The following is a 13496-nucleotide window of genomic DNA, read 5'->3' on the forward strand; positions in this document are numbered from 1 at the left end:
CGGCACACCAATTTGGTATGCCGCTCGGTGCCGAGGTATGCCTCTCGGCGGCGCTTCAGACGTCGACGAGCGGTTCGGCCACCAGTGCGAGCAGCCCCGGACGGTCGGTCCGTCCGCCCACATCCTCGCCGACGCTCACCGACGCGCTGGCGACCCGCTGAAGGACCGCGCGCATCAGAGACCGACCGCCCGCACCTCACCCACGGGCTCCCCGTGGCCGAGGACGGACTGGTGCCCGAACTCGTCGAGGACGCCAGCCTGCACGCCCTCCCGGCGCAGCAGCTGCGCCATGACCACCGCACGGGCACGCTCTCCGCCGTCCGCGATCTTGACGGCCAGACCGCGGCCGTCGGCCAGCCCCACGGCATACACCGCCTCGGCACCGTCCTTGGCGATCAGCCCGTCCACGCCGCGGATCAGCGCCGTGACATCACGGCGGGTGCCACCGAGGTATTCGGGATTGGCGCGGATGGCGTCCGCAACCCTCGCCTCCTGGGTGCCGGGCGCGGCGCTCGCGATGCGACCGAAGGCTCGCGCCAGGCCGGCGGGCGAGATCGCCATGACCGGCGCACCACAGCCGTCGGTGCCGGTCGCCGCGACCGGCTCTCCCGCGAGCTCGGCCAGGGTCCGCGCCATCAGCTGCTGCAGCGGGTGCTGCGGGTCCCGGTAGGTCGCGGTGTCCCAACCGGCCGCGACGCAGGCCGCGAGCATCCCGGCGTGCTTGCCCGAGCAGTTCTGCGTGATGGGCTCCGGGCCGTGCCCGGCCCGGAGCCAGGCGTCACGAGCCTGCACGTCCAGCGGCAGGTCAGGGGTGTTCTGCAGGTCGTCGAGGGTAAGCCCGGCGCCATCGAGAATCGCGCGCACGCCCTCGAGGTGAAAGTCCTCACCGGAGTGGCTGGCCGCCGCGAGCGCGAGCAGCGGTCCGTCGAGATCCAGTCCGGCACGCAGCATCGCCAGCGCCTGGACCGGCTTGTTGGACGACCGCGGAAAGCAGGGTGCCGTGACGTCCCCGACCTGGCGGGTGATCGATCCGTCAACAGCCACGACCACGGCAACTCCGTGGTGCACGGACTCGACGAAACCGCTGCGCTCCACCTCGGCGAGGACGGGGGCAGTGGACAGGGCATGCGCAGAAGAAGTGGTCACGGATCAGCACACTAGACGGGGCAGATCAACGACCGCGACCGCCTACCCCCAGCGCCCGTCACGGCATGCCTGGAACCAGTGGGGCACGACGCAGCGAACCCCACGAGGAGACCTCGTGGGGTTCGCTGTGTGATCAGCAGGCGACGATGTCACCCACCTGCGTTGTCAGGCCTTGCTGGAGCTGGTCTTCTTCGCGGTGGTCTTCTTCGCCGGAGCCTTCTTGGCGGTGGTCTTCTTGGCGGCCGGCTTGGCGTCCGACTCCTTCTTGGTCAGGCCTTCCTTGGCAGCGTTGCTGCGCGCAGCGGTCTTCGCGTCGGACTCAACCTTGCCCGCAACGTCGGCGATTTCCTGCGCGGCCTGCTTGCGTCCGGCATACACGGTGCTGCGGACCGTGGTCTGCGTGTCGTCCATGACCTTGCGCGCGGTGCCGACGGCGTCCTTGCCCTGACCGACGAGCTGGTCGGCGCGCTCGCTGACGCTCTTGACCTCGGGGCGGTTGCGCAGGTCGGTGACGACCTTCTGACCGCGGTTCGCGAAGTCGGTGTAGGTCTTCTCGACACCATCGGTGACGGCGTCGAAACGGGCGGTCGCGGTGCCGGGCAGGGCCTCGACCCGGGTGCGAACCTCCGCAACCGTGCCGGTCACCTTGGTCTGCAGCGACTTCGGCTCCAGCTCACCGCGCAGGGCGAGGGTGCGCGCCTGCGCCTGACCCAGTGCGCCCTTGACGTCGGTGACGACCTGGTCGGCGGCGCCGACGAGCGCGTAGAACGGGGTGGCGTCGGTCAGAGTCTTCTTGATGTCCATGGCCATGGCCAGTTTCCTTTCGTTGATTCCGGCGCTTGCCGGTGTCGTGGCTTTGTCAGTTAGGTCGAGTGACCGAGTCGGTGCGCCCACTTCGTGGAGTGACTCAGTCGCCGATGAACGACGCGTAGACGTCCAGCAGCACCTTGCGCTGCCTCTCATCGAGACGAGGATCCGCGAGGATCGCCCGTCGCACGTCGAGCGCCGACAACTCGTCGTCCGTCGGGGCGTCGAGGATGCCCGCATGCACGTAGAGCTGTTCGGCCGAGATGCGCAGTCCCTTGGCCAGGGCCTGCAGGATCTCCGCGCTCGGCTTCTTCAGTCCGCGCTCGATCTGCGAGAGGTACGGATTGCTGATGCCCGCGCGATCTGCCAGCTGCCGCAAGGACAGCTGCGCCTGGGTGCGCTGGTCCTTGAGGTAGCCACCAAGGTCGGTCACGGGGTTCGGGCTCATGACTACAGTGTGCTTGCTTTGGTTAGCATTTTGCAAGCCGCGGCAAGCGTGATCTCCGTCACTACACCTGCAGTGAGCCGGTCCAGGCCCTCCAAAACCGGGCTCTACGGCTCGACGATGACCGTCTGCGCCGCGCTCACGGTGCCCGCCTCGAGCACCGCATCCACCGGGGTGTTGCGCTTGATCACGGCCAGCGCGATCGGGCCGTCCTCATAGTGGCGGCCGACGGACGTGATCCGACCGATCGGACGCTCCGCGCCGGATACGACCAGCTCGGCGCCCACATCCGGGAGCGTGTGCCCGGATCCGTCCAGATGCAGGAAGACCAGCCGCCGCGGCGGCTTGCCGAGGTTGTGCACCCGCGCGATGGTCTCCTGCCCTCGGTAACAGCCCTTGTGCAGGTGCACCGCCGTCCGCAGCAGGTCCAGCTCGTGCGGGATCGTGCGGTGGTCCGTCTCCCACAGCACCCGTGGCCGCCACGCATCGATGCGCAGCGCCTCAAGCGCCCACATCCCTGCCAGCGGGCGGTCGTCCACCATCTGCAGCACCGTGTCCCGTGGCACGATCAGCTCCCGCCAGGCACGGCCGGTCGCCGGATGCGGATCCGTGCGGCCGTATGCCGCGCTGTCCGGACCCATGGCGGGCCACGGGTCACGCCAGGCGATCACGCCGTGCGACTCCAGCTCCTGCGCCGTCGACTCCGCGTTGATCGGCTCGCCGAGCACGGCATACGCCGGGGTCACATCCTGCACCTCGACGCGCAGCATGAACTGCATCGACCGCAACCACTCCACCAGCGCGGGTGCGGTCCCCGGCTCGACCGTGATCCAGGTGGTCTCGCCGTCGTCGACCAGGTGCAGGGAGTGCTCGATGTGCCCCTTCGGGCTGAGCACCAGCGACTCGACGGAGGTATACGGCGGGAGGTCGTCGATCTTCTGGGTCGTCATCGAGTGCAGCCAGGTGAGCCGGTCAGGGCCGGTCACCTGCACCACGCCGCGGTGCGACAGATCGACCACCCCGAGCCCATCGGTCAGCAACCGTTGCTCGCGCAACGGGTCGCCGTAGTGCGAGGCGACGCCCGCATCCCGGCCCACATCCTCGACGGCGCCCGGGGTGGACAGAAGAGTGCTTACTGCAGTCGTGTCGCTCACCCACCCAGGCTACGACCACGCGCACGGCGCTTCACCGGCCCCGCGCCAAGGACACGACCTACACTTCAGCCCATGGCCGATGACCTCGGGCCGGACGACCCGGACCACCAGCAGCCCACCAGCGACTTCGATGACGGCGCACCCGGTGCGGCGGCCGCCGCACCGACCAGACGACGCCGCAAGGCCGGCAGGGTCAAGGTGGCGCTGCTGACGCTGCTGACTCTGGTGCTGATCGTGGTGCTGGCAGGCGTCGGGTTCGCGCTGTACCTGAACCACCTGCTGGACTCCAACGTCCACCACTCGGCGCTGCTACCGACCACACCCGGGGGCCCGGCGCGCGTCGCGCAGGCCGGCAACGCCCAAAACATCCTGCTGCTCGGGTCGGACTCGCGTGACCCGTCGAACATCCACGTCGACTCACGATCCGACGTGATCCAGCTGGTGCACATCAGCAACAACTACAAGAGCATCCAGGTCATTCACTTCCCTCGAGACCTCTACGTGCCGATCCCGGGCCACGGCAAGAACAAGATCAACGCCGCGTACGCCTACGGGGGCGCACCCCTGCTGGTCACCACCATGCAGGACATGCTCGGTGTGCACATCGACCACGTCGCCCAGATCGGATTCACCGGCTTCGCCAAGGTCACCGACGACCTCGGCGGCGTCGACGTTTACGTGGCACAGGCATTCGACGAGAACGGCTTCGGCCACCTCACCAAAGGCTTCCACCACATGAACGGCACCCAGGCCCTCGGATTCGTCCGCGAGCGTCACCAGCTGAAGGAGGGCGACATCGATCGCGGCCGCGATCAGCAGGCCTGGATCAAGGCCGTCCTGCAAAAGACGCTCAAGGCCGGCACTCTGCTGAATCCCATCACGCTCTCGAATATCCTGGACGACATCACCAAGACCACCGTGGTCGACGACGGGATGACCACGGCATACATGCGAGACACTGCACTGAAGCTGCGCAACATCCGTGGCAACGACCTCACTTTCTTCACCGCGCCCTTCACCGGGTTCGCCTACAACAAGGTCGCGGGTGACATCGATGTGGTCAACGAGCCCAAGATGAAGCAGCTGGGTCACTCGCTGGCGATCGACGACATGAGCGCCTACACCGGCCCCCGCAACACCATCCGCTGACCGCAACCGGCCATCAACCCACGGAGGCGCAGATGCCCTTTGAGCTCGACCCCGACATGCCCCACGAGCTGGCACCGCTTGCCTGGCTGCTCGGCAGCTGGGAGGGAGCCGGCGTCGTGGGGTACCCCACGATCGAGTCGGCCAACTTCGGCCAGGAGATCACCTGTAGCCACGACGGCCGACCCTTCCTGCGCTGGGAGAGCCGCACCTGGCTGCTGGACGCCGACGGCAACAAGGTGCGCCCGCTGGCGACCGAGCTCGGCTTCTGGCGTCCCCGGCCCGACAACGAGGTCGAGGTGCTGCTCACCCACCCCACGGGGGTCGTCGAGCTGTACTACGGCAATACCTCGCCCGCGAAGGTCGAGCTGCGCACCGATGGCGTGCTGCGCAGCGGCTCCGCCAAGGAGTACGCGGCCGGCTCGCGGCTCTACGGCTACGTGAACTCCAACCTGATGTGGGCCATGGATATGGCCGCGATGGGGCAGACCCTGCAGAGCCACGTCTCCGCCGAGCTCAAGCGCGTCGCCTGACCCCACACCCCCCGCCGAGTGGCGCACATATTTGTGCTCCACTCGAGCGTTATCTACTCCACTCGGCGAGATGGGGTCAGCGGACGAGGGCCCACAGCGCGACGTACGGCACCAGTCCGGCTACGAGGGTGCCGCTCGAGCCGATCGCCAGCTGGGCGGCCGGGTCCGCGGTCGTCGGGAGGACGCCGACCACCCGACGCAGGGCGTGTGACAGGCCGGCCGAGACGAGTCCAGTCACCAGCAGCACGTTCCACGGGGCGCCGCTCGCGAGGCCGATGATCAGCCCGAGCACCGCTCCGAGCAGCAGCGCGGTCGGCAGCGCCCACTCCGCCAGCCGCCGACTCCGGTGGCACAGGTAGTCCACCAGCAGGCCGAGGGCGGTCGCTCCGACGGCGGCCACGATGGCCAGATCGCCGTGCTCGCGGGCCATCGCCTGCCGGAAGAACGCACCACTGGCGAGTATGCCGAGGCCGAAGGCCGCCCCCGCGATCGACAGCACAAGGTGCTCACGACCGTCGGTGCGCACCAGTTCATGCAAAAAGGCGAGTACCAGGACGATCGCCAGCGCCGCGGTGAGCCACCGCATGCCGTCGTCCGGGTCGGACCACAGGTCCACCACCGCCATGGCGACCACGCCGGCCACCAGCACCAGGGCGCTGGTTGAGGGCCGCGGCAGGCCGAGCAGCACCGGCCACCCCCAGGCCAACACCAGACCGGCCAGCACAAAGGCCGCAGAGACCACCTGCTCGTCGACGAAAGCGCCCAGGATCAGCAGGCCGGCCGCAATGATGCCGCAGATCACGGCATACGGGGTCAGCAGACGGTCGGGTCCGTGGTCATCGGTGTCATGGCGCACTCGCGCATCCTCCCATCACCCGCCGGCGAACGGCGGCAGGACCTCCACCGTGCTGCCATCGGCAAGCGCCGTGTCGATGTCGGCGCGGCGCCCGTCGACCAGCAGCGTGGCGACCTCCAGCACGGTCGCGAGGGCAGGGTGAGCCTGCTTCGCCGAGGCGAGCGCGGCACCCGCAGTGTCCGCCTCGAATGTCTCCTGGTCGATCTCTGCGGCGGACCTGGCAGCCGCCCAGTAGCGGACAACAATCTTGCTCATGGCACCTCCTGGGGTCAGCCTCACGCGGCGCCCCAAATGTGGCACATCCCACTTCAGGCGATCTCGGCGGGCCTAATCGGCTCGCGCCCCGTATTCTTCATCAGCATGGCACGGGTGCTGCTGCTCACCGATGCTCGCGGCGCGAGCATCGAGGTGCTGCCCGCGCTCGGACTGCTCGGGCACACGGTCCGCATCCTGCCGACCGACCCACGATCCATGGTCGACCCGCCCGCCTTCGATCTGGTGCTGCTCGACGCGCGCCGTGACCTTGCCGGTGCCCGAGGACTTTCTCGGATGCTGCGCAGCAGCGGCCTGTCCGCACCGCTGATCGCCGTCTTCACCGAGGGTGGGCTGACCACGCTGACAACCGAGTGGGACACCGACGACGTACTTCTGGAGACCGCGGGACCGGCCGAGGTGGAGGCACGGATCCGGCTGGCGATCGCGCGACACGAGCGCCGACAGCCGGACGAACCGGCGGCCCCAATCACGGCGGGCGGCCTGGTCATCGACGAAGACGCGTATGCAGCACGCATCCGCGGCCGTCTGCTCGACCTGACCTACAAGGAGTTCGAGCTGCTGAAGTACCTTGCTGCGCACCCGGGCCGGGTGTTCACTCGCGCCCAGGTCCTGCAGGAGGTCTGGGGCTACGACTACTTCGGCGGCACCCGCACGGTCGACGTCCACGTCCGGCGGCTGCGCGCCAAACTCGGCCCCGAGAACGAGTCGCTCATCGGCACGGTGCGACACGTCGGCTACCGGTTCGTCAGCACGCAGGGTGTGACCGAACAGGAGCTCCCGAGTACGGTCCAGGGATCATGAGCACCCTCGAATGGCCGGCCGATCCCTCCGACGCGCAGGTCGCGGCCGTTCTGGCGCTGGCCGACGCCGCGACAGACACCGACGGGATGGCACCGTTCTCGGAAGCCACCACGCTCGGGCTGCGACGACTCCCCCAGCACGGCGCAGCGGCCGGCCTGCGCCTGGCGACCATCGGCCACGCCGAACTCGTGGGTGCCGCGGTCCTCGCCGACGACGGCTCGGCAGAGGCCGCGGTGCGGCCCGACGCGCGCGGCCGGGGTCTGGGCCGCCGGCTGATCGACGCGCTGTTGCAGGAACGCCCCGACGCGCAGCTGTGGGCGCATGGAGACCTGCCGGCCGCACAGGCGCTCGCCCGTGCCTACGACCTCCAGGTCAGCCGCAACCTGTGGCGTATGCAGCGCGCTGTCGACGCGGAGCCCGCCATTCGCCCGCGGGCCGCAGGTGCCCCCGATGCCCCGGTGGTCCCTGCCGGGTTCGCCGCACGCTCGTTCGTGCCGGACCAGGACGCACAGGCCTGGCTGGACCTCAACGCGACCGCCTTCGCGCACCACCCGGAGCAGGGCCGCATGACCATGGACGACCTGCAGGATCGGATCGCGCAACCCTGGTTCGACCCAGAGGGGCTGCTGCTGATCGAGGACACCGCGGTGAGCCCGCACCGGTTGGTCGCATCGCACTGGACGAAGGTCGCCGAACCGGACTCCGGCGAGGGCGAGGTATACGTGGTGGCGGTCGACCCGGCATACCAGGGCCGTGGCCTCGGTCGCGCGGTCACCGGCCTCGGTCTGGCCTACCTGGCGAGCCGCGGCCTGCAGACGATCGACCTCTATGTGGAGGGCGACAATGGCCCGGCGGTCGCGACCTACACCCGGCTCGGGTTCGAACGAACCAGCATCGATGTGATGTATTCACGCGCCGTTCACCCAATGCTGACACCATAGGAACCATGCAGACGCATGCTGAGCAGGCCGACGACGAGGCTCCATTCGAGGAGCCGCTGCCTGACGAGACCCGTTCGAACGCGGAGACGGTGGCCAGCGACGCATCCCTGGTCCGCCTGAACCGGCGAGTGGCCGGTCGTATTCGGGGCGCGAACGGCCGGTTCGTCCGGGTGGCCCAGCCGGCGGCAACGATTTCGAACAGCCTGCCCGAGGACCGCTTCCTGGATCGGGAGATCTCGTGGCTGCAGTTCAACGAGCGGGTCCTGCAGCTGGCGATCGACCCGGCGGTGCCGTTGCTGGAGCGGGCGCGATACCTCTCCATCTTTGCCAGCAACCTCGACGAGTTCTTCATGGTGCGCGTCGCCGGCCTCAAACGTCGGATTGCCACGGGTCTGGCCGTGCGCTCCGCCTCCGGGCTCGAACCACGCGAGGCCCTGGACGAGATCTCCCGCACCGCGCACAAGCTCATGGAGCTGCATGCGCAGGTCTTCCAGGTCCACATCCGGCCGGCGCTGGAGGACGAGGGAATCCGCATCCTGCCCCCCGAGGAGTGGACGGAGGCGGATCGCGAGCACCTCAACACGGCGTTCCGTTCCCGGATCTACCCCGTCCTGACACCCCTGGCGGTCGACCCGGCTCACCCGTTCCCCTACATCTCCGGGCTCTCACTCAACCTCGCGGTCATCCTCATCAACCCCAAGACAGACCGAGAGCACTTCGCTCGCATCAAGGTCCCGCCGCTGCTTCCACGACTCATGCGGCTGCCTGCAGATCCGGCCGAGGAACCCCTTTACACAGCGCGATTCGTCACACTCGAGGACGTCATCGCCCAGCACCTGCAGTATCTCTTCCCTGGTATGCAGGTCCGCGAGCAGTTCATGTTCCGGGTCACGCGGAATGAAGACGTCGAGGTCGAAGAAGACGACGCGGAAAACCTGCTCACAGCCCTGGAGAAGGAGCTCACGCGGCGCCGCTTCGGCCCGCCGGTCCGGCTCGAAGTGGCCGACAACATGGACGATCACGTGCTCGACCTACTTGTGCGAGAGCTTGGGGTCGGCGCGGATGAGGTCTACCGGCTGCCCGAGCCGATCGACCTACGTGGCCTGGACATCATCGCCGACCTCGACCGGACCGAGCTGCGGTGGCCACCGTTCGTCGCCATGACCCACCCGGACCTGGCGCCGGTCGAGCGAGCGGCAGCTCCAGATGTCTTCTCCGCCATGCGATCTGGCGATATTCTGCTGCACCACCCGTATGATGCGTTCTCCACCTCGGTCCAGTCGTTCATCGAGCAGGCCGCGAACGACCCGCAGGTCGTGGCGATCAAGCAGACGCTCTACCGGACGAGCGGAGACTCCCCCATCATCGATGCCCTCATCGATGCCGCCGAGGCCGGCAAACAGGTGCTGGCCGTCGTCGAGATCAAGGCCCGTTTCGATGAGCAGGCCAACATCACCTGGGCTCGCCAGCTCGAGCGTGCGGGAGTGCACGTCGTCTATGGCATGGTGGGCCTGAAGACGCACGCCAAGCTCTGCCTTGCTGTCCGCCTCGAGGGCGACACGATGGTGCGGTACAGCCACGTGGGCACCGGCAACTACAACCCCAAAACTGCTCGACTGTATGAGGATCTGGGACTGCTGACCTGTGATCGGGACGTCGGCGAGGACCTGTCTCGGTTGTTCAACCAGCTGTCCGGCCTCGCTCCGCGGTCGAAGTTCAAGCGCCTGCTGGTGGCGCCACGCTCGGTGCGTTCCGGCCTGGTCAGCCACATCGACGGGGTCGTCAAGGCCGCATCGGACGGCCGCGCTGCACGCATCCAGATGAAGGTCAACTCGCTCGTCGATGAGAAGATCATCGATGCGTGCTACCTCGCCTCGCAGGCCGGCGTCGACATCGACATCTGGGTCCGTGGGACCTGTGCCCTGCGCCCTGGGGTGCCCGGCCTGTCCGACCGCATCCGGGTGCACTCCGTGCTCGGCCGTTTCCTGGAGCATTCCCGGATCTTCCGTTTCGTCATCGAGGACGAGGAAGACACCGTCTACATCGGCAGCGCGGACATGATGCACCGCAATCTGGATCGCCGGGTCGAGGCGCTCGTGCGGGTCACCACACCGCGACACGTCCAGAGTCTGGCCCACCTCATGGACACGGCCATGGCCGACAAGACCGCCACCTGGCACCTGCACGGCGACGGTCGCTGGGAGCGCCACCACCTCGACGAAGAGGGAATCCCGTTGCACGACCTACAGAGCGACCTTATCTCCGCCTACTCGAAGCGGCGGCGTAAGGCACGACGTCGATGACCACGCAGACGCAGACCCAGTCGGGCACCATCCCTGCGGCCGGTGCCGTCCTGTGGCGCCGGAAGGGCATGGAGCTGCAGGTCGCACTGGTCCACCGGCCGAAATATGACGACTGGTCCTGGCCCAAGGGCAAGTTGGAGGAGGATGAGGCCTGGACGACGGCGGCGGCCCGCGAGGTCGCCGAAGAGACAGGCCTGGTACCGCGGCTCGGCATGCCGCTACCAACCTCTGTCTATGTCGTGCCGCGGGACAGGATGAAAGAGGTCCGATATTGGGCGGCTGAGGTCGCAGGCGGCAGCGGTGCGCTCGAGCACGAGATCGACGAGGTTCTTTGGCTCACGGTGCCAGACGCGCATGCCAAGCTGACCTACGAGCGCGACGCGCTGCAGCTGCAGGCCGTCGCGAAGGCGGACCGGCAGGACGTCCTGGAGACGTGGCCGCTCATCGTGGTTCGGCATGCCGAGGCCGTCGGCCGCAGCCACTGGAGCGAGGACGACCTCGTGCGACCGCTCAACCACACCGGCAGCAGGCGTTCGACCGATCTGGTGCCACTGCTGTCGGCATACGGCGTCTCCCGCGTGGTGACCTCCGATGCCGTGCGCTGCGTCGACACTGTCGCGCCCTATGCGAAGTTCGCTCACGTTGACCTACGCCGCAAGGGAGGGCTCTCCGAGGACGGCTTCGAGAGCAACCCCAAGAAGGTGCTGCAACATGTGGATCGTGCGCTGGATCGTGCGAATCCCGTTGCACTGTGTACACATCGGCCCCTTCTGCCATCGATGCTCGCCCGCCTCTACGATCAGGCGATACCTGGCTCACTGGCCGAGGAGCTGCTGGTCGAGTTGGCCAGGACCGGACTCGAGAAGGGCGAGGCGATCGTGTGCCAGGTCGTCGGATCTGGCCCTGGCGCCAAGGTGGTCACGGTCGAGCGGCACCTCCCGAACAGCTGAACCGCACTCGCGGTGGCACGCGTTGTTCACTCCACGGCGGGCCGGCATTCATCTGACGGTGTCATCGTCGGGTCCGCCGAGCATCTGCCGGCGGACTCTTCGACCAAGGACGAGACCTTCATGCGCGATGCATTCCACGATGACCTCAGCAGCATCACCGACGATCTTGTCGAGATGACCCGCATGACCGGGGCGGCCATCGAACGCGCCACCCGTGCGCTCCTCGATGCCGACCAGCACCTCGCCGAGAGCGTGATCGCGGCCGACGACGACCTCGACGAAATGCGTCGAGCGGTTGACAACCTCGTGGTGGATCTGCTGGCCCGCCAGCAACCGGTGGCGACCGATTTGCGCAGCGTCATCACCGCCATGCAGATGGCTTCCGACATCGAGCGGATGGGCGACCTCGCCCGCCACATCGCGAAGGTCGCTCGCCGAAGGCATCCGGAGCACGCCATACCCGACGAGCTGCGAGAGGTCATCACGTCGATGATGGAAGCCGCTGTGCACCTGGCGAAGTCGACGGGAACCGCCATATCGACGCGTGACGTCAACGCCGCCATGACCATCGAAGGCGCCGACGACGCAATGGATGCGTTGCACCGTCGCATTTTCGGCCACCTGCTCGACGACACCTGGAAGCACGGCACCGAGGCGGCAGTCGACATCACCTTGGTGAGTCGCTACTACGAGCGTTTCGGCGACCATGCCGTATCGGTCGCGAACCGCATCATCTACCTTGTGACCGGACGCTACTGAGCGTGCCCGGACCGGATGACGCACCTGCCGTTCACCTGTTGCTCACCGACGTTCACCGCGCCATTCCTTGTTTGACACAGGGCGTACTCGAACCCGCCCCAGTCCGTTCGCTGCGGATTCACGGCGTCACACCCAGCCAGCCATCACCGGTCTCTAGCGTCCATCTCGACGGGCGAATCTCCCGTCCACGGAACGCAATTGAGAGGCAGCACTTGTGATTATCAACAAGCCCGCCCGCATCGCAGGCGTCGCAGTCATCGCGGCCACCGCACTCGCGGGCTGCGGGTCTGCCAGCAACACCGGCAGCGGCTCGTCATCGGGCGCCATAGCCGGATCCGGATCAAGCCAGGCGAGCAATGCAACGGCCCAGGCAAGCGGGTCGGCCGACTGCTTCACCGGCAGTCTGCGCGCCGCCGGTTCGACGGCCCAGCAGAACGCGATCACCCAGGCCATCTCCGCCTACCAGGCCAAGTGCCCCGGTGCGAAGATCTCCTACAACGGCACGGGATCCGGCGCAGGAATCACCTCCTTCACGTCCAAGCAGATCGACTTCGCCGGCTCGGACTCTGCACTGAGCCCGGACAAGGGCGAGCCGGCCAAGGCCAAGCAGGCCTGCACGTCGGACGCCTGGGACCTACCGATGGTCACCGGACCCATCGCCGTGGTCTACAACCTCAAGGGCGTGGGCAAGCTGACTCTGACTCCGAAGCTGATCGCCAAAATCTTCAGCGGCAAGATCACTGCCTGGAACGATCCGGCGATTGCTGCGGCCAACAAGGGCGCGAAACTTCCCAGCACGAAGATCTCGGTCTTCTTCCGGTCCGACTCCTCAGGCACCACGGACAACTTCACCAACTACATGCACACGACGGACGGCGCCGACTGGCCGGCCGCCCACGGCAAGTCATGGACCGGCAAGGTCGGACAGGGCAAGGCAAAAAGCGCCGGCGTATCCGCCGCGGTGAAGTCCACGGACGGCGCGATCGGCTACGACGAGTGGTCCTACGCGGTCCAGAACACCCTGCAGATGGCCCAGATCGACAGCGGCAGCGGACCGGTCGCGCTCAGCGCCGAGTCAGCCGCCGAGGGTGTGTCATCGGCAAAGGTGGTCGGCACTGGCAAGGATCTCTCGCTCAAGATCGACTACGCCACCAAGTCTCCGGGGGCGTATCCGTTGATCCTGGTGACCTACGAGATCGTCTGCTCCAAGTACGCCCAGCCGAAGACCGGACAGGATGTGCGGTCTTTCCTGTCCTACATGGCGTCACCTGAGTTCCAGGCGACGCTGCCCAAGATCGGTTCAGCTCCGCTCCCGGCCGGGATCCAGTCCAAGGTCGCGACGACGATCAAGGCAGTCTCCTGAGCAACGGCACCGACCT

14 protein-coding genes are annotated in these 13496 nt (G+C 67.5%); 8 read left to right on the forward strand and 6 right to left on the reverse strand.

What is annotated here, in order from left to right:
• Nucleotides 1-174: 174 nt before the first annotated feature.
• The 4 genes from FGL98_RS00315 to ygfZ form a co-directional block, all read right to left on the reverse strand.
• Nucleotides 175-1146 carry an asparaginase gene (locus tag FGL98_RS00315; RefSeq protein WP_146314671.1) on the reverse strand — a complete coding sequence of 324 codons (972 nt, stop codon included), beginning with the start codon at nucleotides 1144-1146 and terminating at the stop codon, nucleotides 175-177.
• Nucleotides 1147-1311: 165 nt separating this feature from the next.
• Nucleotides 1312-1956 (reverse strand): hypothetical protein, encoded by a 645-nt coding sequence (locus FGL98_RS00320; protein WP_146314672.1) that lies wholly within the window; start codon nucleotides 1954-1956, stop codon nucleotides 1312-1314.
• 97 nt (nucleotides 1957-2053) lie between these two features.
• A complete protein-coding gene (locus FGL98_RS00325; protein WP_146314673.1) occupies nucleotides 2054-2401 on the reverse strand; it encodes a helix-turn-helix domain-containing protein in 348 nt (115 codons plus the stop codon).
• A 104-nt stretch (nucleotides 2402-2505) separates the two neighbouring features.
• Nucleotides 2506-3552: a CAF17-like 4Fe-4S cluster assembly/insertion protein YgfZ gene (ygfZ, locus tag FGL98_RS00330; RefSeq protein WP_146314674.1), complete on the reverse strand. Its 1047-nt coding sequence runs from the start codon at nucleotides 3550-3552 to the stop codon at nucleotides 2506-2508.
• A gap of 72 nt (nucleotides 3553-3624) precedes the next feature.
• Between ygfZ and FGL98_RS00335 the strand changes: the two genes are divergently transcribed.
• Together FGL98_RS00335 and FGL98_RS00340 are read left to right on the forward strand one after the other, a co-directional pair.
• On the forward strand, nucleotides 3625-4701 hold the full coding sequence (locus FGL98_RS00335) for an LCP family protein (protein WP_246136293.1): 1077 nt from the start codon (nucleotides 3625-3627) through the stop codon (nucleotides 4699-4701).
• Nucleotides 4702-4733: 32 nt separating this feature from the next.
• Entirely contained in the window at nucleotides 4734-5231 is a 498-nt protein-coding gene (locus FGL98_RS00340; protein WP_146314675.1) for a heme-binding beta-barrel domain-containing protein, read from the forward strand.
• A 76-nt stretch (nucleotides 5232-5307) separates the two neighbouring features.
• Here the strand turns inward: FGL98_RS00340 and FGL98_RS25155 are convergent, their stop codons facing one another.
• Nucleotides 5308-6087, reverse strand: coding sequence for a hypothetical protein (locus tag FGL98_RS25155; RefSeq protein WP_186525891.1), 780 nt, complete (start codon nucleotides 6085-6087; stop codon nucleotides 5308-5310).
• Nucleotides 6088-6102: 15 nt separating this feature from the next.
• Nucleotides 6103-6342, reverse strand: a complete 240-nt coding sequence (locus FGL98_RS00350; protein WP_146314677.1) for a MoaD/ThiS family protein — start codon at nucleotides 6340-6342, stop codon at nucleotides 6103-6105.
• 105 nt (nucleotides 6343-6447) lie between these two features.
• Here FGL98_RS00350 and FGL98_RS00355 point away from each other — a divergent pair, with 105 nt between their 5' ends.
• From FGL98_RS00355 to pstS, 6 genes are all read left to right on the forward strand, one after another.
• Nucleotides 6448-7164 carry a winged helix-turn-helix transcriptional regulator gene (locus tag FGL98_RS00355; RefSeq protein WP_146314678.1) on the forward strand — a complete coding sequence of 239 codons (717 nt, stop codon included), beginning with the start codon at nucleotides 6448-6450 and terminating at the stop codon, nucleotides 7162-7164.
• On the forward strand, nucleotides 7161-8105 hold the full coding sequence (gene mshD / locus FGL98_RS00360) for a mycothiol synthase (protein WP_146314679.1): 945 nt from the start codon (nucleotides 7161-7163) through the stop codon (nucleotides 8103-8105). The genes FGL98_RS00355 and mshD overlap by 4 nt, the downstream gene beginning before the upstream one ends.
• A gap of 5 nt (nucleotides 8106-8110) precedes the next feature.
• Nucleotides 8111-10408, forward strand: coding sequence for an RNA degradosome polyphosphate kinase (locus FGL98_RS00365; RefSeq protein WP_146314680.1), 2298 nt, complete (start codon nucleotides 8111-8113; stop codon nucleotides 10406-10408).
• Nucleotides 10405-11358: an NUDIX hydrolase gene (locus FGL98_RS00370; protein WP_146314681.1), complete on the forward strand. Its 954-nt coding sequence runs from the start codon at nucleotides 10405-10407 to the stop codon at nucleotides 11356-11358. Before FGL98_RS00365 ends, FGL98_RS00370 begins: the two co-directional genes overlap by 4 nt.
• 120 nt (nucleotides 11359-11478) lie before the next feature.
• A complete protein-coding gene (gene phoU, locus FGL98_RS00375) occupies nucleotides 11479-12117 on the forward strand; it encodes a phosphate signaling complex protein PhoU (RefSeq protein WP_146314682.1) in 639 nt (212 codons plus the stop codon).
• A gap of 214 nt (nucleotides 12118-12331) precedes the next feature.
• Nucleotides 12332-13480, forward strand: coding sequence for a phosphate ABC transporter substrate-binding protein PstS (gene pstS / locus FGL98_RS00380; protein WP_222431934.1), 1149 nt, complete (start codon nucleotides 12332-12334; stop codon nucleotides 13478-13480).
• Nucleotides 13481-13496: the final 16 nt, after the last annotated feature.

Source organism: Leekyejoonella antrihumi (genome assembly GCF_007845645.1).
Classification (GTDB): Bacteria; Actinomycetota; Actinomycetes; order Actinomycetales; family Dermatophilaceae; genus Leekyejoonella; species Leekyejoonella antrihumi.